This is a genomic window from Bacteroidota bacterium, from assembly GCA_016720935.1.
In the GTDB taxonomy this organism is placed as follows: domain Bacteria; phylum Bacteroidota; class Bacteroidia; order AKYH767-A; family 2013-40CM-41-45; genus JADKJP01.
Genome location: JADKJP010000007.1, coordinates 369168 through 392852 on the forward strand (window position 1 = coordinate 369168; position 23685 = coordinate 392852).

The following is a 23685-nucleotide window of genomic DNA, read 5'->3' on the forward strand; positions in this document are numbered from 1 at the left end:
GTAAAAATAACGAAAAAAGCTTCTAATTACCAATGTTTTAACACTCCGGCGAAGCCATAGTTTTCAACAATTTCAAATAATTGGACGAACACCACTATTTGATGGGTGAATGAAGTTTGTCAACTGGTATAAATACCAGGAAATACAGAATAATCAGGACCGTTCCAACCGCTGAATAAAGAATTGAAAATGAAGGAGAAATATACATCCAGAGAAACCCGGTCAGGAGACTTGATCCCAGGGAAATAATACTGGATAAACTTTTATAAAATCCTAGTGCTGTACCCCTGTCGGCCTTGAGACATTCACGCGATAGCCATGCTTTCGTAACCCCATCGGTCAAGGCTCCAAACAAACCATAAATTGCGAACATCACATACAACATCCAGGATTCAGTCATCTGACTAAAGCCAAAATATGCGATTGAAAAGAAGGCCAAACCAAGAACTACAGTATTACGCATTCCAAACTTATCAGCAAAAAGTCCAGCGGGATAAGCAAGCAAAGCAAATACAAGATTGTACAAAACATATGCGAGAATCAAATCCTCATCACCAATTCCTTTGAGATGTGATATGAGAAAAAGAAAAGAATCAGAACTGTTCAACACTGCGAAAGCGAGTAATCCCAAAACAATTTTTCGATATCCGGAAGATGAAATTTTCCAATACTTGAAATATGAAAAAAATCCGGGACGTGGACTATCAGAAATTTTCTGTTTCTTTTTTTCATGAATAAAAAGAGTTGCCCCTGCTCCAATTATTCCCGGAATGAAAGCAAGCCAGAAAAGAAATCTGTAATCACCAGGATGTACAGCCAGGTAAGCGATCGCGATCAAAGGACCAATAGCAGCCCCAAGGGTATCCATGGCCCTGTGGAAACCAAATATTTTTCCTCTGTCCTTTTCTTCCGATTCATCTGCCAGTAATGCATCCCGTGCACTTGTCCTGATACCCTTTCCCAATCGCTCTGAGACTCTGGAAAAGAAAATCCATCCAATTGAATTCCATAAGATCATCATCGGTTTTGCAAAGGCACTGAGAAAATATCCTATTCTCACAAAAGGCATCCGGGCTCCTGTTCTGTCTGATAATTTCCCGAAATAACCAGTCGACAATCCAATCATCAGTTGCGCGAAGCCTTCCAGAAAACCAATCCACACTGCAGAAAAACCAACCGATTGCAAATACAATGGCATTACCGGGTACAACATTTCACTGGAGATGTCAGTGAATAAACTGACAAATGAAAGCAACAAAACAACCCGTGAAAATGCGCGTAGTTTCATAATCAGGAATTGTTATTTCAACACTTCCAGAATAGGATGACCGGTGCAACCACTCGGAGATTCAATATTCAGCATCGTGCAAATTGTAGGCGCGATGTCAACAATATTCACTTCACGTGCTGTGGATCCGGCAGTAATTCCCGTGCCATAAAATATCACCGGTACATGAGTATCGTAGTGATAAAATGAACCATGTGAAGTTCCTGTTTTGGTGTACCAATCCAACCAGCCCGGTTTCAATTGTATACTCACATCGGAAGAACGCTGTTGATTGAATCCATTTTGAACCAGCATTTTTAAGCCTTCTCGACAAAGTCCTTTTGACAGTTCACTTGCAGTTAAACTCTCAGAAACACCATCAAAATGCAACACAAAATCCGCGCACTTTTGTTGAATTTCTTCAAGGTTGAATTTTCTTTTTTCAATTTGTTCTCTGTTCAAATAAATATTGTGAGATGAAGCTGAAAGTACAAGATTAGTATCCTTGTAAAGCGTATTCAGATACAGTTTGAGTGAATCGGAAATACTGTTATCCTGAATATTACCTGCAGGAATTCTGGAGTCCTGGTTAAATTCAGGATTGTTCACGGCTCCATGATCCGCAGTGAGAAACAAAATGTAGTTGCCATTTCCAATCCTTGTATCCAAAGTTTTCAGGAATGCTGCAATTTCCAGATCAAGACGCAAATAAGTGTCTTCCATTTCAATCGCGTTAATTCCATACATGTGTCCGATATAATCCGTAGAAGAAAAGCTTACGGCAAGAAAATCTGTAGTACCGTTTTTTCCCAACTGCTCCCCTTCCAAAGCTGCTTCAGCGAACAATCGTGTATACGTATTTCCGGAAGGAACCTTGCGGATCAATTCAGATTCTGCAGCTTTTAATGCAGGAAGATTATGAGGGAAAACAGGTTTTGTTTCCCCTTTGTACAATCCTTCGTATTCATTATCATCAGCCGAACTTTCAGTGTATTCAGTAATTGGCAAGAGTGTTGTCCATGGATTTGTGAGAAGAGAGTCCACCACTTTTCGATTGTTGAAGCGAACTGCCCATTCAGGAAGTTCCTTCATGTAATACGTGCTGCTCACCCAATTATTTGAATACGGATCATGCCAGTACGCAGCATTGGCAGTATGGCCTGCAGGTAAAATCGCGCCTCTGTCCTTTAGCGAAATCCCAATCACTTTTGATTTGAAATTGGTGGCCAGACGGAGTTCGTCAGTCATTGTTGTACTCAATAATTGTTTTGGTGACATTTTTCCGGAAATAGATGTTGTTCCAACCGGCTTCATAGTCGTATCACTTACGCAATAAACACTACTCTGTGCAGAACGATCATACCATTCATTGGAAATAATTCCGTTTACAGATGGCGTTGCTCCTGTATAAATGCATGCATGTCCTGGTGCCGTGTAGGTTGGTACATAATTGAAATTGGCATTCTTGCAGAGAAAACCATCGTTGAGCAAACGTTTGAATCCATTATCGTCATAATGCTTCCAATAACGAAACAAATAATCATAACGCATCTGATCTACGACAATTCCGACAACCAGTGCAGGCCGCTGTGCAAAAACTTTATAGGTATTTTCAGTCGTCTTGTTTCTTTGTGCTATGGTAATTAATGTGAAACACATCAAAACCATTGTTAATTTTAGCTTTAACTTCATATGATCAATTCAATTAAGGACGATGACGATGATTGGTTGAGTGCTTTTTGGAAGGAAGGTAATTTAAATCAATATACCTGTACGTTTTTGCTGTCGCAACTCCAAGGATGACTCCCAGCAAAGCACCGCAAATGATATCACCCGGATAATGGACACCCAGATAAATTCGGCTGAAAGATACTACGGAAGCCCAGATAATCATCACTCTCTGTAAGCGCTGATGTCTTCCCCGGAAGAAATAGATCAGAAAGGCTGTTAAGCCAAATACATTCGCGGCATGAGAGGAAACGAAACCATACATCCCACCGCAGTATCCATTTACAAGGTGAACTTCACTCCCGATCATCGGATCATGACAAGGCCTGAGGCGCATGACGGTATTTTTTATTAGAGAAGAAGAAATCTGATCGCTCAGCACGATCAGGACGCCAATAGCAATCAAGACAGAAAAAAAACGGTGAGGATACCTTTTATAAATAAACCAGGCCAGGAAAACATAGAATGGTACCCAAAGCCACTTGTAACTGATCCAGAAAAAAATGAAATCCAGCACCGGATTGTTCAGGTGATTGAAGAAAAGCAACAATGCCGCATCAATGCTTTGCAGTTTTTCAAACATGTCAGGATCATTTATTCAGTTCAGCCCACAACATATCTTTCAATTCCTCTATTCCCATTTGCGCGACTGATGAAATGAACACAGTTTTGATATCCTTCGGAAGATCCTTTTGCATTTCTTTGATCAGTTCAGCATCGAGCATATCACATTTTGTGATTGCAAGGACTCTGGATTTATCAAGCAATTCCGGATTGTATTGCTTCAATTCATTCAGCAAAATTGCATAATCTGCTTTGATGTCTTTGCTATCACAGGGGATCATGAAAAGCAGAATACTGTTCCTCTCGATGTGTCTGAGAAACCTTAAACCGATTCCTTTTCCCAAATGTGCGCCTTCAATAATTCCGGGAATGTCAGCCATCACAAAAGACTTTCCATTCCGATAAGAAACAATACCAAGATTGGGAACAAGAGTAGTAAAAGGATAATCCGCTATTTCAGGTTTAGCCGCGCTCACGACTGATAACAAAGTGGACTTACCAGCATTTGGAAACCCGACCAGACCAACATCCGCAAGAATTTTTAATTCAAGAACTTTCCATTCTTCGAGTCCGGATTCTCCGGGCTGAGCAAAACGTGGTGCTTGTAAAGTAGCAGATTTAAAATGATTATTTCCCTTTCCTCCTCTTCCACCCGGAACGATGATCTTTTCTTCACCGTCTTCCGTAATTTCAAATATCACCTCCCCGCTTTCCGCGTCGCGGGCAACAGTACCGACAGGAACTTCCAGTATTTCATCTTTGCCATCTTTGCCTGTACGCAAAGCACCTTCTCCATTTCCACCCGGTTCCGCGATCACATGTTTGCGGTATTTCAGGTGAAGCAATGTCCACAGTTGCTTGTTACCTTTCAGAATAATATGACCGCCTCTTCCACCATCTCCTCCATCCGGTCCGCCTTTGGCGGTATAGCGGTCACGGTGAAAATGCGCTGAACCCGCACCACCTGCGCCACTGCGACAACAAATTTTTACATAATCGACAAAATTGGACGAGGCCATTTTTCTTCTTCCTTCAATTTTACTAATGATAAAAGAGTTCCACTTTAATCAAAGTGGATCGTACTAATTAAGTATTCAATAAAAACCGAAGCCGGAAAATTATTTATCGATTTCAGAACACAATTTTGAAAAAATCTCATCGATACTTCCCACTCCGGGAATGCCTCGGTATTTATTCTGATTGGTATAATAGTCTTTCAGAGGAGCAGTTTTAGAATTGTATTCATTAATCCGTTTACGAATGACTTCTTCATTCTGATCATCCGGCCGGCCTGAATCTTTCCCTCTGTTCAATAATCGTTTGATCAATTCTTCATCTTCCACTTCCAGCGACAACATCATGTTGATGGATGTATTTTTTGAAGCAAGCATTTTATCGAGCGCTTGAGCTTGCGCAGTAGTTCTTGGAAAACCGTCAAAGATGAAGCCTTTCGCCGAAGCATTGGAATCAATCTTTCCTTCAATCATTCCGATGACCACAGCATCCGGAACAAGTAAACCCTGATCCATCAATTTTTTCGCTTCCAGTCCAAGCGTGGTTTGACCCGCTACTTCGCTTCGAAGGATATCACCTGTTGAAAGGTGAACAAGACTATAACGGGAAATCAGTTTTTCACTCTGTGTACCTTTTCCGGCGCCGGGAGGGCCGAAGAGAACGATATTCAGCATTTCAGGTCAGGATTATATTTCATTTTATACCGCTCATACATCAATTTTCGAAATTGGTTAAGCGGCATAACCAATTCTAATGCAGGTTATTCGTCTATATTATCGGAAACCTGCATAAGATTTGGTATACCTGCTTGTAAACTTCTGCAAACGGATGCAGCCGCAACTTGCTATTCAGATAACTTATAAATATCTACATAATTTCTTCCCAATCCATCGTAATCCAATCCATACCCTACAAGGAAATCATTCGGAACTTCAAAACCACAATAATCCACCTTAACATCGTGTTTCAATGCTTTGGGCTTTAATAACAAACTCGCGAAGCGCACATCTGCAGGAGCGTGTTTTCTTAATTCTTCGTATAAATATACTGCAGTATCTCCGGTATCTACGATATCTTCAAGCACCACAACATGACGATTTTTTAAATCTGTTGAAATGCCGACAACACTCTTTACTGTTCCTGTAGATTGTGTTCCTGAATAAGATGAAACGCGAATAAAACTGACTTCACAATCAATTGTGAGTCGTTTGAATAAATCCGCTGCAAAGAGAAATGCACCACTTAAAACGCAAACAAACACCGGGACTTTGTCCTTGTAATCAGAATTCATTTGGTTGGCCAACTCTTCAATTCTCTTCTGGATCTTCTCTGAAGGAATGTTAACCGTGAAATTCTTGTCTTTTATGGTGATTTTTTGCATAAATTGAGGAACCAGCCGCAAAAGTAAGATTAATATGGGAGGAGTCAATTGAAATTCATGGATTTTTAAGGTTTTAGCAGGTGGCGGGGAATGAGTAATTTGCACCGAAATTATGAGTAAAGCATTCTACGATACATTGCGTTTTGGCATACTTGGAGGCGGACAACTGGGTCGTATGCTCATCCAGAAAGCGACAGATTTCAATGTCACTAATGTGGTATTGGACCCTGATCCTGAGGCTCCTTGCCGCTATCTGGCTGATGAATTTGTTTGCGGTTCTTTCCAGGATTATGAAACCGTTCTTGCTTTCGGCCGAACAGTTGACCTGCTAACCATCGAAATCGAACATGTGAATGTGGAAGCCCTGGAGCAACTCGAAAAAGAAGGAATTGTAGTTTATCCACAATCCAGAGTAATCCGGTTGGTACAGGACAAAGGACTTCAGAAGATATTTTACCGGACTCATGGAATCCCGACAGCTGAATTTCATCTCCTCGATTCAATTGAGCACATCGCGAAATATGCATCGCAATTCCCCTTTATTCAGAAATTGAGAAAGGGAGGATATGATGGAAAGGGTGTCGTGAAACTCGAGAATAGCGGAGAAATTATAAAAGGTTTTGACGCACCGAGTATTCTCGAAAAATTAATCGATTTCGAAAAAGAAATTTCTGTGCTTGTCGCCAGGAATGCGCAAGGTGAATGCAAAGCTTTTCCGGTTGTAGAAATGGAATTTAACCCGGAAGCAAATCTCGTTGAATATCTTTTTTCTCCTGCTTCTATTTCTCCTCAACACGAACAAAAAGCGGAGGCAATCGCTCTGGAAGTTGCGCGATCCATACAACTTGTAGGATTGCTGGCCGTAGAAATGTTCCTGACCAAAAGCGGAGAAATTCTTGTCAACGAAATCGCTCCACGTCCACACAACAGTGGCCATCAAACCATAGAAGGCAATACTACCTCTCAATACGAACAACATTTGCGGGCTATCCTCGGTTTACCTCTTGGTTCCACCAACATCACCAAACCAAGTGTAATGGTCAACCTGCTCGGAGAAAAAGGATTCAACGGACATGCAGTGTATGAAGGCTTAAAGGAAGCTCTCTCGATTGAAGGCGTGCATCTTCATTTGTATGGAAAAAAGATTACAAAACCATTTCGCAAAATGGGACATGTAACTGTTACCGCGGATACACTGGAAGAAGCAAAATCAAAAGCGAAAAAAGTCAAAGACCTGATTCGCGTTATTGCCTGATGAATTCAATCAACATTTAATACAACCATTGACAAACAACCTCAACGCCATGCCAAAATCTATTCTTGTCGGAATTATCATGGGCAGTCAGTCTGATCTGCAAATCATGAATGAAGCAGCTCAGATTTTATCCAAATTAAACATAGGTTATGAAATATCCATCGTTTCCGCTCACCGTACACCGGAGAGAATGTTTGATTACGCGAAAGAAGCGGCTGGCAGAGGTCTGAAAGTTATCATCGCCGGAGCCGGTGGCGCCGCGCATTTACCGGGAATGGTAGCATCGCTTACTCCCCTTCCCGTCATTGGTGTTCCTATTCGTTCCAGCAATTCTATTGATGGTTGGGATTCTGTTCTTTCCATTCTCCAAATGCCCAATGGTGTTCCCGTCGCGACTGTCGCTCTCAACGCAGCACAAAATGCAGGAATTCTCGCCGCACAAATTATCGGATCTTCAAATGCCGAAGTACTCGAGAGAGTTTCAAAATTCAAAGAAGAATTGAAAGAAAAAGTCATCAAAAGCAACAACGAAATTTCTCCTTCCTGATCAATAGTTTTTTTTTCATCACATATTATCCATCCTGAAAGTTCCACCTCTTGAGGGGTTATTCCTGAATCAAATGCATTTTATTTTCGTCGGCACAATCAGTCGACACAATGCATTTGAAATATATTTGCGGATTTATTCTCTACTACAGCCTTGCATCAGGCTCCTCCTCCGTTCCGATGAATGCTCACCAGGCGGGACTGGCAGGGCTCGGCACAACAGTGAAGAATTCGTTTTCAGCTTTTCAAAACCCTTCGCTCTCTGCACTATCAGAGCATCCCTCTTTTTGTCTTGGCGCGGAAAATAAATATTTCATTTCTGAACTTCAGTCTTACCTGTTCCAGGGAACTATTCCAATAAAATCAGGGTCAGCTATTGGTGTATCCGGATACAGAACCGGGACAAAGGATTTTTTTGAAAGAAGACTTGGAGTTCATTATGCAAGAAAGCTTTCTGGAAAATTATACGGAGGAATAGAAATTTTCCATCAGCTATACAAAGTGAACGAAGGGAATTACTCGCCATTAGGAAACTGGTCGGGCATCATCGGAGTGTATTCCAAACCGCTTCCTTTTCTTGAAGTGGGTGCAACACTTCACAATCCCGCAAATTTTCACAGAAAGAAAAATCAAACTGAATTGCTTTCTCCGGCATTAAACTTAGGTGTATCCTGGATGCTGTCGTCTAAATTATTCATGAGAATGGAGCTTTCTCAAAATGCCGGTAACGGGACAATTTTGATGAATGCACTGGAATACAAACCCGGCGAACGTCTCATTGTTCGCGCCGGGTACAAAACAAATCCATCGCAACCGGCATTTGGATTTGGCTTACTCGTGAACAAAATGAAACTGGATGCTGCTTGCATGTATCATCCTGTTCTTGGTTTTTATCCTTCGGTTTCAATTAGCCAGGAACTATGAAGTATTTACTTGCTTTCCTGCTCAGTTTTTTCTGGTTTCAAAATTTCTGTTTTTCTCAAAACAAACAAACAGAAGAATTGCCTTTATCCATTCGTAACGATTTTGAAACGATGGCAGCGAATGGAAGCAATCCTGAAAATATTCAGGAATATCAAGAGCAGATAGCGGAATACAGAAAACATCCATTGCAGCTAAACAAAAGTTCATTGGAAGAACTGGAACAATTTCCATTCTTTACAAATCAACAAGCAAAAGCGATTATTGAACATCGGGAAAAATTCGGACCGATCAGAGCAATAGAGGAATTGCAGGTGATCTCAGAATTTTCTTTAGACGAAATCCGCAGACTGTCAGGAACCGTGAGTTTGGGAAATATAAACGAGGGAATGAAAGCCAATGCGAAAAACTTATTGCTGAAAGCGGATCAGTCGCTGACATTAAGGTTTCAGCAAAGTTTATCAGGCAATGCATCTTCCGAAGAATATTCCGGTCCTCCCTATAAGTTGTATGCTCGCTATAAATACCGCTTTGAAAACAGATTTCGTTTTAGCATCACAGGAGAAAAAGATCCGGGAGAAAGTTTTTTCAATGCGAATCAGAAAAAAGGATTTGACTTTACAAGCGCTTATTTTGAATACCAGTCAAAAGGAATGATAAAAAAAATCATTGTTGGTGATTACGCTGTTCAATTTGGACAAGGGTTGGTGATGTGGTCGGGTTTTGGTTTTGGAAAAAGCTCTGAAACGGTTTTGATCAAGAAAAATGCGAGAGGCATTATCCCCTATTCTTCCACTGATGAAAACAGTTATTTCCGGGGAATTGCAGCCCGGGTCGCGATCAGGAAATTTTACTCTGAACTATTTTATTCGAAACACAATTTAGATGGAAATCTTCAACAAAGCGTTTCGGGAAACTATATCACTTCCTTGCAAACCACGGGTTATCATCGAACATCGGGAGAACTGGCAGACAAACATTCTCAAACAGAAGAAATTTACGGAACTAGTTTGACTTATTCCTCCAGGCGCTTCAACACAGGAATAATTGGATATTTTACCCGTTTTGAACTTCCTTTTACAAAAAACACAACCACTTACAGTCGTTTCGATTTTAATGAAAAGGAAAATCTGAATGCAGGATTCCATTACAATTATCTTTACCGGAATATCAACTTATTCGGCGAAGCTGGTATGAGCAAATCCGGAGGAATGGCACTGCTCCAGGGAGTGATCACACAACTCAGTCAAAACCTTGGTGCATCATTGATGGTACGTCATTACGAAAGAAATTACCAGGCATTGAAGGCGCATGGTTTCAGTGAAAACTCTTATACAGGAAATGAATCCGGTTGGTATATGGGACTGAACTGGAAAATCAATCGAATGATTGCTTTGTCGGGATATGCGGATATTTTTCAATTTCCATGGTTAAAATATCAGGTTGATCTTCCATCACAAGGTTCTGAAAACCTGGTGCAGGTTTCCTGGATTCCCAGGAAAACAATAGAGATGTACGGACGATACCGGATTCAACAAAAAGAAGAAAACGAAATTGCTCCGGATGGAAAATTGCATTCTCTGACAAACAGTGTTCAACAAAACATCCGATGGAATCTGCGGATGGATCTGGATGAAACCTGGGAATGGAGCAGCCGCTTTGAATATATCCAGACAAGAAAAGGAGTTTCAAAACCCATGAAAGGCTTTGCACTTTATCAGGAAATCTTTTACCATCCTTTGAAAAGTAAAATTTCAGGATCAGTACGTTATGCTTTGTTCAATTGTCCGGATTATGATGCCAGAATATACTCTTATGAAAATGATGTTTTATACTCCTACTCTATCCCGGCTTCCTATGGAACCGGAAACAGGTTTTATATAAACCTCAGGTATCGTGTATTTCGAGGAATGAATCTCTGGTTCAAGTATGCATCAACAAGTTTTTCAAAACTACCGGCAACAGCAGATCCGGACGAATCAAACAATCTGAAATCAGAATATAAAATGCAGATGATTTTTCAGTTTTAGCTGATCTTTTGTACACTAAAACCGGAAGAACTCAGTTGGTTCCAAAACTCAGGATATGATTTTTGCACGACCGAGATATCGTCCAATTTCACTGTACCGAAAATTTGCGATAGTGGTGCCAATGCCATGGCAATGCGATGATCCTGGTGTGTGTGAAAAGTTCTGTCAGGCGGACTCAGTTTCTGATTGGGAAGCAACAATTCATCCTGAGCATCATTGAGCTGATATTTCAATCCGCATTTCCCGAGTTCTCCAAGTAAAACCGACAAGCGATCAGACTCTTTATGCTTCAGATTTGACAAAGAAGAAAATCTTGCTTCAGCACTAAGAGCGGCACAAGCTACAAGCATCGGAGGGAACAAATCCGGACAATTTTTAAAATCAAAATGAAAAGGAGCGGTCTGCGACCAGGAAGAAAAACCCTGAGAAACAATTTTGGCTCCATCTTTTTCAAAAACAGTCTCAACTCCGAGTGATTTCATCCAATCTGCAACCTGTGAATCTCCCTGCAACGTATCAGCCTGCAATCCTTCAAGAAAAAAAACTCTGCCCGGTGAGAGCGCGGAAATCAGATACCAAAATGAAGCGGAACTCCAATCTGTTTCCACGATCATTTCCTTTCCCTGATACGATTGATGAGGAACATGAATCTCATTTCCTTTTCGTTGTGCCTGTACTCCAAAGCGGGACATGAGATCCAAAGTCATTTGAATATAAGGCCTGGAAACAATTTCACCTTCCAAACGAATCTGCAATCCTTCCTCAAGCAAGGGAGCAATCATCAAGAGAGCGGAAATAAATTGGGAACTGATTCCCGCATCGATACTGACGATGCCTCCTGCAATATCTTTTCCTTCGATTTGAAGCGGAGGAAATCCGGGAACTCCCAGATAAGTGATATTCGCTCCCAGCTGATTCAAGGCATTTACAAGCGGACCGACCGGGCGTTCATTCATTCTTTTGCTTCCTTTCAACACATGAATTCCTGGTTGAATGGCGAGGTAGGCAACAAGAAACCGAAAAACAGTTCCCGCATCGCGGGCATCCAGTTCTTTATGATCTCCTTTTAATAGTGAATTGAGCAGTACTGTATCTTCCGCTGTGGCAAGATTATGAAGTGTAATAGGCTCTTTGCTTAAAGCCTGTATCATCATCAAGCGATTGGAAATACTTTTTGAGCTTGTCAGTTTTATATGGCAAGTCTCCTGGATTTGTGATCCGGAAATTAAAAATGGCATTCAGGAAGAATAAGTAGTTTGGTGAAAACGATCCAGCATAAATTTCAGTGCCTCGAGGATGTCCTTTTCTTCCGGTTGCTGATGGATCACTGGTGATCCGATATCTTTTAAGAGTACAAAATGAGTATCCTTTCCGACACTTTTTTTATCATGAGAAATAAGGGAAAGAATCTGGTTCATTTCCGCTTGAATCCTTGATAATTTAAAATGGGAAATAATAAAATCAACGATTTCATCCAGCTTCTGCTGAGGGAAACCCATGATTTTGTGTGAAAGGTAAAGTTCGCCGACCATACCTGCCGCCACTGCTTCACCGTGTTTTAATGGATCAGCATAATGGCGCATGGAATAACTTTCCAAAGCATGACCAATGGTATGACCGAAATTCAACGTCTTGCGCAGATTTTTTTCTTTGAAATCAGCAGCGACAATTTGCCTTTTGATCTGAACAGAAGTCGCGATCAAAGGATTCCAGTCGACATTGTCGAGTGAAGCGATTTTCTTTATTTCATTCCAGTGACGCGGATCAGCGATCAGAGAATGTTTGATCAGTTCCGCAAAACCCGCGCAAATGTCACGGTGTGGAAGTGTTTTGAGAAACAAAGGCGAGATGCAAACAGCCAGTGGTTGTGTAAATGTGCCGACCTGGTTTTTCAAGCCGGACAAATTGATTCCGTTCTTCCCTCCTGCCGATGCATCGACCATGGCAAGCAAAGTCGTTGGGATATTGACAAAGGAAATTCCACGCATATACGTAGCCGCGACAAACCCGCCAAGATCGCCGATCATTCCACCACCCAGGTTAATCAGGAGTGAATGTCTGTCAGCATTGCATTGAGTGAGTTGGTTCCATAGATTTTCGCAACTGGCTAGATTCTTATTATGTTCACCTGAATGCACTCTCAGGATGTGAGAGGATTGAAGCGAAGGAGTATTCTCAAGAAATGTTGGCAGACACAATCTCTCTGTGATCTCATCTACCAGAATAAAAGTACTGTAGGTACGATGTTGTCTTTTTAAAAACTGATCCAATGCCGAAAAAACATCATTGCCAAGAATGATTTCAGATGTTGTGGATGAATGAATGACTTGCATACAATGTTAATGTTTCGAATCGCCGGATTCAATTTTATTCATCACTTCAGTCTGATGTTGTATGGATTCCTGGTGAATCAATTCGTAAAACTTGAAAATAAAATCCTTGCTCAGATCTTTCGTGAGTCCGGATTGCTGACGTGTTCTCAGAATTTCACTCCAACGCTCAACCTGAAGGATCGTCATGTTGTTTTCTTTCTTGTATTGCCCGATCTCACGTGCTACACGCATGCGTTCCGCCATCAGCACAAGAATCTCTTCGTCAATTTTATCGATGCGGTTGCGCAATTCCTCGAGCAGACTCAGGAAAATAACATCCTGAACAACAGGTTGACGCACCACCAATGAATCGAGCAATTCAAAAAACAATGCAGGAGTCAGTTGTTGTTCTTTATCACTCAACGCTTTTTCGGGATCAGGATGTACTTCAATCATGAGTCCGTCGAAATTCAAATCCAGAGCGATCTGCGCGACAGACTGGATGAGATCACGATTGCCCGAAATGTGGCTGGGATCATTGATCAACGGTAATTCCGGAAATCTTCTTTTTAATTCGATAGGTATCTGCCAGCTTGGTACATTTCTGTAACGTGATTTATCGAAGGATGAAAAGCCACGGTGAATAGCAGCTAGTTTTTGTATTCCAGCTCTTGACAACCGTTCCAATGCACCGATCCACAGTTCCAGATCAGGGTTGATTGGATTTTTTACCATCACAGGAACTTTTGCTCCTTTCAATGCATCGGCGATTTCCTGCACGAGGAAAGGATTAACAGTTGTTCTGGCACCAATCCACAATACATCTATGCCAACCGTTAGTGCATCTTCAACATGACGGGGATGCGCAACTTCAACAGTAACCGGAATTCCATTTGCCTTACCTGCTTCTTTCAACCAGCTAAGTCCATCCTTACCAATTCCCTGAAAAGAATCCGGACGTGTTCTCGGTTTCCAGATTCCACCACGTAATAAATGAACTCTGCCTCCTTTTAATGCACCGGCTACCTGATGAATCTGTTCCTCTGATTCAACTCCACAAGGACCCGCGATAATCAGGGGATGCGAAAAGTTAAGATTCCAGTCTGCCAAAGGCAAAGTCTGAATTTGTGCTTTTTTCATATTTTGACAAAGATAAGATTCTGTGGGAGTACTGCAGATGACATTTGCAATAATTTGATTATCCGCAGCTTAGACGCCATTTTTCACGCATTAGCCCTACATGATTTTTGACCTTTGCCATTCCGGCGGAATCATTTAGGTTTGTCTCCCAGAAATTATGAAGAATCAACATATCTCCTTCGATGATACAGAAACCGCATTCATTTCCAAATCGAATGCTGATCTAAACCGGGCAGTAGTCCTTTTTAAAATGATCAGTTACAACTGGCTGGTCAGGATGAGTCCGCCATTTGTAAACTTCGCGATCTGGGCGCATCTCCCCATCAAAGGCCTGATCAAGGCTACGATTTTCCGGCATTTCTGTGGTGGAGAATCGATTGATGATTGTCAGCGCACCATCGAAAATCTTTCAAAATACCACATCGGTACCATTCTCGATTATTCCGTTGAAGGAAAAGAATCTGAAGCCGATTTTGATTTGGGTCTGAAACAAACTCTTGCAACAGTACAGCGAGCAAAAGGTGATTCAGGCATTCCTTTCTCTGTTTTCAAACCATCCGGATTTGTGCGTTTTGCTTTGCTTGAAAAGAAAAATGCCGGAAAAGAATTGACCAAAGACGAGCAGGAAGAATTTGAACGTTTCAAAAATCGTGTCAACACCATTTGTAAAACCGGTTTTGAAAACAATGTGCCGATTTATGTTGATGCAGAGGAAACCTGGATTCAGGATGCGGTGGATGATGTGGTTCGGGAAATGATGATGAAGTACAACAAAGAAAAGGTGATGGTTTACAACACCATTCAGATGTACCGTACCGATCGTCTTGATTTCCTGAAAGCGGAATACCAGCATGCTGTCGCGAATAATTATCATACCGGTTTCAAAATTGTTCGCGGTGCTTACATGGAAAAAGAACGTGAACGCGCGAAAAAAATGGGCTACCCTTCCCCTATCCAACCGGATAAAGTGGCGTCCGACAGAGATTATGATGCGGCGGTAAAATTCTGCGTGGATCACATTGATCGCATGGCCGTGTGCGCGGGAACACACAACGAACAAAGCTGTTTGAATCTCGTCGCTTTGATGGAAGAAAAAAAATTACCACACAATCATCCGAATATCTGGTTCTCTCAATTGTATGGCATGAGTGATCACATTTCATACAATCTTTCCAAGAAAGGATACAATGTGAGCAAATACGTTCCCTATGGTCCTGTAACTTCTGTTCTTCCTTATCTCATTCGCAGAGCCCAGGAAAATACTTCCGCTGCCGGACAAATGGGACGCGAGCTTTCTTTGTTGATGATGGAGAAGAAAAGGAGAAGTGGGAAGTGAGAAGAATCAATTCAAAAGGCAAAATTGAGTGAATAAGTAGGACGGTGCTTTTCTTTGCATCGAAGTGAATCAATATTTTAAATTTAACTAACTCTAGTTTAAAGTCGAGACTAAAATTCTCTTTCAATTACGTGAAAGAAATTTTCGGAGGAAATGGGATTTTTCAAGCGTTTAGTTTTGTGGTTGCATCGAAATCAATAAATATGTATTTATTTTCGCTATTCATCCAACGAGAATTGTAAATTCACAATTATCCTACATTGTATTCACAATACATATATTAATACTTCACTATTTTCTGAACTCTTCCATCCGTTGTTTTCAAAATGTAAACACCTGTCGAAAGGTCCGAAATATTTAATCTATCATTATTAGCTTTCACAGAAAAATCCTTGAGTTTTTTACCAGAAATAGAAAATATACTTACTCTTTGAGGCAAGATTAAATTTTCAAATGAAATATATTCATGAGCAGGGATAGGAAATAATCTTATATTATTTTTATCCGACTCTTTGATTGAGGTAATTATCGGTCCAAGTTTTAAAACCCAAAAATCTGTATGCCCACCATGAAAACTTGAGACATCAAATCCAGGTCCATATGTATTACAACTCAATGCAAACCCATTATCAAAAGTTTGAATAATTTTTTGAGATTCATCACTGTATGGTCCACCAAAACATTTTTGTGACTCGATTATACCCTGCTCAGAAAACTGGACCAACCAAACATCCTCACGTGTACTGTGATTTCCACTTACATCATCATCATTAGATATTGTAAATCCCGATGTAACGTAAGAACTATCCTCCTTACGAATAATGGAATAAAATTCATCCTGAAGTGTACCACCCATCGCATGTTGCCATACAATATTCCCCACGTTATCTGTTTTAACTACCCATCCATCATCCATTAACACATCGTGTCTGTTTGTAACGTCGTAATTTGTTGATAGTGCCAAACCCGTTAGCATAAATCCACCATCGTTGGTTTCAACAACATCTGTGCACCAATCATCCAGACTTCCACCGTAATTATTATTCCAAAGCATACTTCCCATGCTATCTGTTTTTAAGAGCCAGTACTGTCTGTCTCTCCCAAATGGAATGCTTGGTTGACCATCTGTACTATTGGTAAAACCACATAAAATAAATCCTTGATCTGATGTTTGCTTCATTGAAAAAGAAAGTTCCTCGCCACCCCCACCATAGCAACTTTGCCAAATAATATTTGCAGCAGAATCCATTTTCACTAACCAAAAATCCTGACCCCCATGATTTCCCTGTACCCAGCTATCATTTGAAAACGTTGAACCAAAGGCAATGATTGAATGGTCAGGTAATCCTATTATTGATTGAAACAAATCATTGTCAATGCCGCCAATACACTTCTGCCAAAGAATTCCACCGGAACTATCTAATTTTACAATCCAAGCATCACTACCTCCATGATTACCTGAAACATCACCATCATTCGAAGAACTACTTCCTGCAATTAAATATCCTGATCCAGATAGTGCAGCACACCGACCAATGTCAATCATGGATCCTCCTAAAGATTTCGACCATTCAATAATACCAAACTTATTTAATTTAACTACCCACATGTCATAACAATTAGTAGATGTACAATTCCCAGGATGAAATCCCACAACATCACCATCATTTGAAGAAGTGTATCCAACAACTAAAAATCCAGAATCGAGGGTTTGACAAGTGAAATTATTAAGATCATCTCCACTTCCTCCCAAACTTACTTCCCATTCTATATTCTGTGCACAAGCTTCTGAATAAAACAACAATATGAATAATAATCTCACAATATTTCTATTATGCATTTTTCGAGCTATTTTGAATATTTTCATTAGGAGAAATTAGTAATGAAAATGAAAATAACTGGCGTAAAAAATGAAATAGTGAGGTAGGAGTTATTTTTCATGGTAATTAATTTTTTAGAAAATTTAAATTGAAAAAATAAACTACTATCAAATGTATACAAAATAATTCCGGAATTCACAACTGAAAATCGGACATTGACCAAAAAAATCTACATTCAAAAAAACAAATTCATGTGAAATTAACCATTTCCACCAATGTGATGGTTTTTCCTGGCAATTTCAAAAAAAATAATTAGAATATAATTTATAAAATCACGAAATCCTCGCAGCTGTCAGCAAATCCAGATCCTTATATGGCAATTTGCATGCTTCGGCGACAAAGCGATTTGTAATTGCTCCGCGATACATGTAGACGCCTTTGCGGACAGCTTTATTTTTCCAAAGCATTTCATCAATTCCTCCCTGGTTGCCTGCATCGAGAAGTATCGGTGTGAAAATATTGCTGAGTGCTGTTGATGCTGTACGACTGACACGTGAAGCGATGTTTGGAACACAATAGTGTACCACACCGTATTTCCGGAATACCGGCTGAGAATGATTGGTAACTTCTGATGTTTCGAAACATCCGCCCTGGTCGATACTCACGTCTACTATCACAGAACCAACGCGCATTTCACTGACCATTTCTTCTGTAACCACAACCGGTGTGCGTCCTTCATTGCTGCGGAGAGCGCCAATGGCTACGTCAGCATTTTTCAATTCCTTCAATAAAATATTCGGAACAAGTGTAGAAGTAAAAATCCTTCTACCCAGTCTGTTTTGCAAACGACGTAAACGGTGAACAGAATTATCAAACACTTTAATATTTGCTCCTAATCCCATCGCTGTTCTTGCCGCATACTCTCCTACTGAACCCGCGCCGATGATGACCACTTCTGTTGGCGGAATTCCGGCAACTCCTCCGAGGAGTTCGCCTTTTCCATTAAATGCATTGCTGAGATATTCCGCAGCGATGAGGATGCAGGTACTGCCAACAATTTCACTCATGGCCTGAATGATGGGATACACTCCAGATTCATCGTGAATGAATTCATAACCGATGGCACTCACTTTTTTCGCGGAAAGCTGACGAATAAAATCATTCGACTGCATACTCATTTGCAAAATAGAAATGAGGTATTGCTTCTGCTGGATCATGTCGAGCTCAGCCTGTGAAGGAGGAGCGACTTTTAAAATGATATCCGCTTTATAAACTTCTTCGGCAGTGTACACGATACGCGCTCCCGCTTCACTGAAATCAGAATCCTGAATATTCGAAGCGGCTCCCGCTCCCGCTTCGATAATGATTTCATGTCCGTTATTAACGAGCAAAGAAATGGACTCCGGAATCAAGGGAATTCTGTTTTCCTGAAAAGAGGTCTCTTTGGGAATGCCGATGAATAACTGCTTCTCCTGTTTTTTTATCTCCAGCATGGCCTCCTGAGTCTGCATGGCAGCGGAAGCGGCGAGCGAAGAAATGCCTGAAGGTAATTTCTCAATCATGTGAAAAAGTAATGATCCTGGTCTCAGACTGAGGTATAATCCTGACCAAAGTGTGTGGTTGCGGCAATAAATTTAGAATTTTTTCCGGCCATTCCACTAAACAATAGGCTCCACTGTTAAAATAATCATGAACACCTATTTCAATGGCTTCATTCTCGGAATTAATCCTGTAAAAATCGAAATGATAGATGACTCCTGCTTTTTCCGACCAGTATTCGTTAACAATGGAAAAGGTCGGACTGCTGACATTTTCTTCAACCCCCAGAGCTTTACACAAATACCTGATAAAAGTCGTCTTTCCGGCACCCATTTCCCCGTAAAAACAGATGATTCTTTCCTTTCCATTAAATTTCAACAGTTCCAAAGCGGCGTTCTCCAGATCGGATTCCCGGCTGACAATCAACTCCATGCTGCTTTGCAATTTCATTTTATAATTAAATACAGGGTTTGAGATGCATCAGTTCAGTCCGTTCACCACAGGCTTCCAATCCATCACATTCAACTCACGTTTACAAAAACTGTATTCTTCAGTTTGGCTGTTGGAACACACAATTATGGTTTTCTCTCCGGCATATTTGCTGACCAGATCCTGGTACCATTGTATTGATTTTTTATCGAGGTTTGAACAGGGTTCATCCAACAGCACCATATCTACATCACTCAATATCGCCAGGATCAATTTCACTCTTTGTTTCATCCCTGAAGAATAATATTTCATCATCTTCTTCCTGGAAGAAGCTAATCCAGAAAGCTCAATCATCGTTTCCGCGTTCATCCCGTTGACCGGCTTCTTGAATTGGAAATGGAATTCGATCAGTTCTTCCAGATTGTATTCTTCGATTAGCTCCAGATATGGAGCAGAAATGGATACTCTTTCAAAAACAAGTTCGGGATCGAGCAGCTTATCGCCACTGCTATAGGAAATTTTCCCTTCTGTCGGAATGGATGCTCCGGCAAGCAATTGTAACAAAGTAGATTTACCCGAACCGTTTGGTCCGAGGATCGCAATTTTCTCTGCAGGCTGAACAACAAGATCGAGTTCACGAAAGATCCATTCACGAAAGAACTTCTTGCCTGCCTTTTCTAATACGATCTTCACGGATAAAATTATTGGATGAAAAAAATCAATCCTCGTCTTTGGAATAACCTTTCATGATTCCGCGTGTAGATTGGCGGATGAAAGCAAGGATCTGATCGCGTTCAGGCGTTGCTGCCATTTCATTTTGCACAACATCGAGCGCATGTGAATTGCTGAATCCTTTTACAAAAATCGTCCTGTAAATCTGCTGGATTTCCGCGATCTTTTCATTGCTGAATCCACGGCGACGAAGTCCGACGGAATTTATTCCGACATAAGACAAAGGCTCATGCGCGGCTTTAACGAATGGAGGAACATCTTTTCGTACGAGTGAACCACCGGAAATCATCACATGCGCGCCAATCTGAACAAACTGATGAATCGCTGACAGACCGCCGATGATGGCGAAATCGTCGATAGTGATGTGTCCTGCAAGTGTAGCACCGTTGGCAAGGATACAATGATTCCCCACGACACAATCGTGAGCTACGTGTACATAAGCCATCAGCAAATTGTGACTTCCCACTTCCGTTTTTCCGAGTGCCTGTGTACCGCGGTTGATGGTTACATATTCCCGGATCGTTGTATGATCACCGATAACGGCAGTAGTTTCTTCTCCATGAAATTTCAGATCCTGTGGAACAGCGGAGATCACTGCTCCCGGGAAAATATTGCAATTCTTACCAATCCTTGCGCCCGGAAAAATGGTGACATTGCTTCCGATCCAGGTGTCGTCACCAATCTCCACATTATCATGGATCATGGTGAAGGGATCTATCTTCACATTCTTACCAATGCGGGCGTTCGGATGTATAACGACGAGGTTGTTGTTCATGGATGGAATTTCTGATTCGGATTCAGCCTTGAATCAGCTGGCTTCATTACTTTTCTTCTTGTCGCGTCGCACGATTTGCGCCATCATTTCTGACTCCATGACAATTTTATCTCCTACATAAGCTTTGCCTCTCATGTGACAAATACCTCTGCGAATAGGAGTAATCAATTCAAGATGGAAAACAATGGTATCACCGGGAACAACCATATCACGGAAGCGTGTGTTGTCAACTTTCATGAAATAGGTCAGGTAATTTTCCGGATCAGGTACGGTATTCAGAACAAGGATCCCTCCTACCTGTGCCATGGCTTCGATCTGGATCACACCTGGAAATACAGGTGCTCCGGGGAAGTGTCCGGGGAAGAACCATTCGTTCATGGTTACATTCTTCACACCTACTACATGGCGATCAGAGAGTTCAAGAATTTTATCTACAAATAAGAACGGAGCACGGTGTGGAAGGAATTTCATGATTCCGTTCACATCAAACAATGGCTTCGCGTTCAGATCAACACGAGGAGATTTTTCACGGAAACGATCACGTTTCATCAGCTCCTTAATCTTTCTCGCAAATTCCACATTCGCTACGTGACCCGGACGAGCTGCAAGGATATGCCCTTTCAAAGGAGCCCCAACGAGTGCAAGATCTCCGACGATGTCAAGTAGTTTGTGACGTGCAGGTTCATTCTGAAAATGCAATTTCACATTGTTCAGAAATCCTCTTTCCGCAGTAACTCTTTCTTTATTGAAAACTTTCGCGAGGTGATCGAGTCTTTCCTGTGAAACAGGTTTATCGACAACAACAATCGCGTTATTGATATCACCACCTTTGATCAGGTTATTATCGAGTAACATTTCAAGTTCATGAAGGAAACAAAAGGTCCTACAATCACTGATTTCGTTTTTAAACTCCCCGATATTATAAAGTGTCGCGTGTTGTGTACCCAGTAAATCACTGTTGTAATCAACCATTACAGTGATCCGGAAATCTTCGCTCGGCACAGCCAGCATCTCCGTCTTTCTCTTAGGATCTTCGTAAGTGATATTTTCACTCAACATATAATAGCGACGCTCTTCCTTTTGTTCCTGGATGCCTGCCTTTTCAAGGATGTCGATGAAAGGCTTTGAACTGCCATCCATAATCGGAACTTCCGGGCCGTCAATTTCCATCAGCACATTGTCGATCTCCATCCCGGCCAAAGCGGCCAGAACGTGTTCTATGGTACTGATACGGGCTCCATTCTTACTGATCGTGGTTCCACGGTCGGTGTCGGTTACATTGTCCACATCGGCTTCCACAATCGGCTGACCGGGAAGGTCAATACGCTGGAATTTATAACCGTGATTTTCAGGAGCCGGTTTGAAAGTAAGGTTCACACTCGCGCCGGTGTGCAATCCAACTCCCGATGCGGTGACCGGGTGCAGAATTGTCGTCTGACGAATGATTTCTGGGGTAGTAGATGGTGCCGGACTTCCTTTCTGAACTACGGAAGCCTCTACAACTGTCTGATTTTCAGCCATTTTATAAAATTTCAGAAAACAAGACCGGAACGAAATGCCGGGGTTTTGGCCAAAAATAAAAATAAATATTAAATATCCCCTAAGAAGCTGAACAGATCGCTAACAATACATGCAATAATCATCTTCAGACTTCTAAATTGGAGCCTGTTAGTTTAACAGTCCGGAACACATTCTGTGAGAAATATTCTCCTGAAAAAATGAGAATCCCACTATTCAATCTAATTCCAACTTCATGAGGTAGATTATCTTCAAGCTTTCAATTTAAGAAAGCGCTACTTTCTTTTGACTTAAGATAATAATTAATAATATTGCCTAAAATGAAAGATTCCCATGAAATTTAAGACAGTCGCACCACTCACCTTTTTCTCAGCTCTGTTTCTTTTACTGTTTTTTGGTCAATTTGCTCAGGCTCAGGAAGCGCCAACATGTTCAACGGAAGAAATGGATGATTTCATCAACCAGGATCCGAATGATGACTACTATTTCTGTTTGAGAAGGGTTTGCAACGATCTAAAGAACCAGGAATACGATTCTGTTCGCTATTACCTTGAAAGAGCAATGTTTGGCAACGAGAATAAATTCACCATGTCGTTTCCCAATAAAAAGCTCAGGGATTTAAAGACCTTTTTAGGAAATGATGTTTTCTCAGTTAAACCGCGATATGATATATCCGTGGATTATACAGTTGCCTCTGAACCTGCGGCAAATAGTTCGGCCGGGACTGATAATTCTTCCACTTCATCAAACACTGCTCCTCCTGTTGAGAATACTACTGTCAATACTGAAACTCCGGCTGCAAGTTCAGGTGCTGGAGAAGTAAAAGAAGACTTAATGAGCAAGCCTGCTGATAACTCAGCCTTTGAATTGGACGAAACTACAAAAGCGGAACTCAAAGATAAAGCGCTCTCCAAATCAAAATCATTCGGTCAGCTCATTGGTATCATTGCGGACAAGACAACTCTTGAAGACATCGCACAAACAAGCATCCTGAATGCACTTGATTTATTTCTGAATGAAAATTCAACGGTAGGTGTTACATCTGTTCGTCAGCCCGAAGCACAAAAACCTTTGAAAGTTCGTAAATACCTGAATCGTCTGCGCATGCTACAGTATGAAAAAGTTGAGATCCAAACTTCGGATTATTATATGGTGAAAGACCTCAAAAAAGGACCTGATGGAAATTATTACGGTTGGGTATCATTTAAACAGAGATTCAAAGGTTACGTGAAAGATCTTCCGGCTTACGAAGACCTCACTACGAAAAGCATCAAGGTTATTGTTCGTAAAATGCAAAAATTTGAGAATGGAATTCCTCAGGACTATTGGGATGTGTTCCTGGTAGATGTTCTTGTACAGGAAACTAGCGCTAATTAGT

General features: G+C 41.2%; 21 protein-coding genes. 6 read left to right on the plus strand and 15 right to left on the minus strand.

Annotation, left to right across the window (positions count from 1 at the left end; all coding sequences use genetic code 11):
- Window positions 1-94: 94 nt before the first annotated feature.
- The 6 genes from IPP86_15790 to hpt form a co-directional block, all read right to left on the minus strand.
- A complete protein-coding gene (locus tag IPP86_15790) occupies window positions 95-1288 on the minus strand; it encodes an MFS transporter (protein MBL0139965.1) in 1194 nt (397 codons plus the stop codon).
- A 12-nt stretch (window positions 1289-1300) separates the two neighbouring features.
- On the minus strand, window positions 1301-2926 hold the full coding sequence (locus IPP86_15795) for an alkaline phosphatase family protein (GenBank protein MBL0139966.1): 1626 nt from the start codon (window positions 2924-2926) through the stop codon (window positions 1301-1303).
- 46 nt (window positions 2927-2972) lie between these two features.
- Window positions 2973-3578: a phosphatase PAP2 family protein gene (locus IPP86_15800; GenBank protein MBL0139967.1), complete on the minus strand. Its 606-nt coding sequence runs from the start codon at window positions 3576-3578 to the stop codon at window positions 2973-2975.
- A 7-nt stretch (window positions 3579-3585) separates the two neighbouring features.
- Entirely contained in the window at window positions 3586-4578 is a 993-nt protein-coding gene (gene obgE, locus IPP86_15805; protein ID MBL0139968.1) for a GTPase ObgE, read from the minus strand.
- 99 nt (window positions 4579-4677) lie between these two features.
- Window positions 4678-5247, minus strand: a complete 570-nt coding sequence (locus IPP86_15810; GenBank protein MBL0139969.1) for an adenylate kinase — start codon at window positions 5245-5247, stop codon at window positions 4678-4680.
- Window positions 5248-5417: 170 nt separating this feature from the next.
- Complete coding sequence (gene hpt / locus IPP86_15815; GenBank protein MBL0139970.1) at window positions 5418-5954, minus strand: hypoxanthine phosphoribosyltransferase; 537 nt, start codon at window positions 5952-5954, stop codon at window positions 5418-5420.
- A 112-nt stretch (window positions 5955-6066) separates the two neighbouring features.
- Between hpt and IPP86_15820 the strand changes: the two genes are divergently transcribed.
- The 4 genes from IPP86_15820 to IPP86_15835 all read left to right on the plus strand — a co-directional run bounded on the left by IPP86_15820 (window position 6067) and on the right by IPP86_15835 (window position 10706).
- Window positions 6067-7209 (plus strand): 5-(carboxyamino)imidazole ribonucleotide synthase, encoded by a 1143-nt coding sequence (locus tag IPP86_15820; protein ID MBL0139971.1) that lies wholly within the window; start codon window positions 6067-6069, stop codon window positions 7207-7209.
- Between the two features lie 49 nt (window positions 7210-7258).
- Complete coding sequence (gene purE / locus IPP86_15825) at window positions 7259-7756, plus strand: 5-(carboxyamino)imidazole ribonucleotide mutase (GenBank protein ID MBL0139972.1); 498 nt, start codon at window positions 7259-7261, stop codon at window positions 7754-7756.
- A 110-nt stretch (window positions 7757-7866) separates the two neighbouring features.
- Window positions 7867-8679: a hypothetical protein gene (locus IPP86_15830; protein MBL0139973.1), complete on the plus strand. Its 813-nt coding sequence runs from the start codon at window positions 7867-7869 to the stop codon at window positions 8677-8679.
- Window positions 8676-10706 (plus strand): helix-hairpin-helix domain-containing protein, encoded by a 2031-nt coding sequence (locus IPP86_15835; GenBank protein MBL0139974.1) that lies wholly within the window; start codon window positions 8676-8678, stop codon window positions 10704-10706. Before IPP86_15830 ends, IPP86_15835 begins: the two co-directional genes overlap by 4 nt.
- On the opposite strand, the gene IPP86_15840 is transcribed toward IPP86_15835, so the two are convergent.
- From IPP86_15840 to IPP86_15850, 3 genes are read right to left on the minus strand one after another with little or no spacing between them, the layout of a single operon-like run.
- Window positions 10703-11944: a 3-phosphoshikimate 1-carboxyvinyltransferase gene (locus IPP86_15840; GenBank protein ID MBL0139975.1), complete on the minus strand. Its 1242-nt coding sequence runs from the start codon at window positions 11942-11944 to the stop codon at window positions 10703-10705. The two genes, IPP86_15835 and IPP86_15840, sit on opposite strands and share 4 nt — an antisense overlap.
- Window positions 11945-13039 carry a 3-dehydroquinate synthase gene (gene aroB / locus IPP86_15845; GenBank protein MBL0139976.1) on the minus strand — a complete coding sequence of 365 codons (1095 nt, stop codon included), beginning with the start codon at window positions 13037-13039 and terminating at the stop codon, window positions 11945-11947.
- A gap of 6 nt (window positions 13040-13045) precedes the next feature.
- Window positions 13046-14158 carry a bifunctional 3-deoxy-7-phosphoheptulonate synthase/chorismate mutase type II gene (locus IPP86_15850; protein ID MBL0139977.1) on the minus strand — a complete coding sequence of 371 codons (1113 nt, stop codon included), beginning with the start codon at window positions 14156-14158 and terminating at the stop codon, window positions 13046-13048.
- 157 nt (window positions 14159-14315) lie between these two features.
- Between IPP86_15850 and IPP86_15855 the strand changes: the two genes are divergently transcribed.
- Window positions 14316-15494, plus strand: coding sequence for a proline dehydrogenase family protein (locus IPP86_15855; GenBank protein MBL0139978.1), 1179 nt, complete (start codon window positions 14316-14318; stop codon window positions 15492-15494).
- A gap of 280 nt (window positions 15495-15774) precedes the next feature.
- On the opposite strand, the gene IPP86_15860 is transcribed toward IPP86_15855, so the two are convergent.
- The 6 genes from IPP86_15860 to IPP86_15885 form a co-directional block, all read right to left on the minus strand.
- The gene (locus IPP86_15860) at window positions 15775-17361 is read right to left on the minus strand and encodes a T9SS type A sorting domain-containing protein (GenBank protein ID MBL0139979.1); all 1587 of its coding nucleotides are present in this window, start codon (window positions 17359-17361) and stop codon (window positions 15775-15777) included.
- Window positions 17362-17646: 285 nt separating this feature from the next.
- Entirely contained in the window at window positions 17647-18876 is a 1230-nt protein-coding gene (locus tag IPP86_15865; GenBank protein ID MBL0139980.1) for an alanine dehydrogenase, read from the minus strand.
- Window positions 18869-19285 carry a tRNA (adenosine(37)-N6)-threonylcarbamoyltransferase complex ATPase subunit type 1 TsaE gene (gene tsaE, locus IPP86_15870; GenBank protein MBL0139981.1) on the minus strand — a complete coding sequence of 139 codons (417 nt, stop codon included), beginning with the start codon at window positions 19283-19285 and terminating at the stop codon, window positions 18869-18871. The genes IPP86_15865 and tsaE overlap by 8 nt, the downstream gene beginning before the upstream one ends.
- A 48-nt stretch (window positions 19286-19333) precedes the next feature.
- Window positions 19334-19975, minus strand: coding sequence for an ATP-binding cassette domain-containing protein (locus tag IPP86_15875; protein ID MBL0139982.1), 642 nt, complete (start codon window positions 19973-19975; stop codon window positions 19334-19336).
- Window positions 19976-20000: 25 nt separating this feature from the next.
- The gene (gene lpxA, locus IPP86_15880) at window positions 20001-20789 is read right to left on the minus strand and encodes an acyl-ACP--UDP-N-acetylglucosamine O-acyltransferase (protein ID MBL0139983.1); all 789 of its coding nucleotides are present in this window, start codon (window positions 20787-20789) and stop codon (window positions 20001-20003) included.
- A gap of 33 nt (window positions 20790-20822) precedes the next feature.
- Window positions 20823-22310, minus strand: a complete 1488-nt coding sequence (locus IPP86_15885) for a bifunctional UDP-3-O-[3-hydroxymyristoyl] N-acetylglucosamine deacetylase/3-hydroxyacyl-ACP dehydratase (protein ID MBL0139984.1) — start codon at window positions 22308-22310, stop codon at window positions 20823-20825.
- 330 nt (window positions 22311-22640) lie between these two features.
- Here IPP86_15885 and IPP86_15890 point away from each other — a divergent pair, with 330 nt between their 5' ends.
- The gene (locus IPP86_15890) at window positions 22641-23684 is read left to right on the plus strand and encodes a hypothetical protein (GenBank protein ID MBL0139985.1); all 1044 of its coding nucleotides are present in this window, start codon (window positions 22641-22643) and stop codon (window positions 23682-23684) included.
- Window position 23685 lies beyond the last annotated feature (1 nt).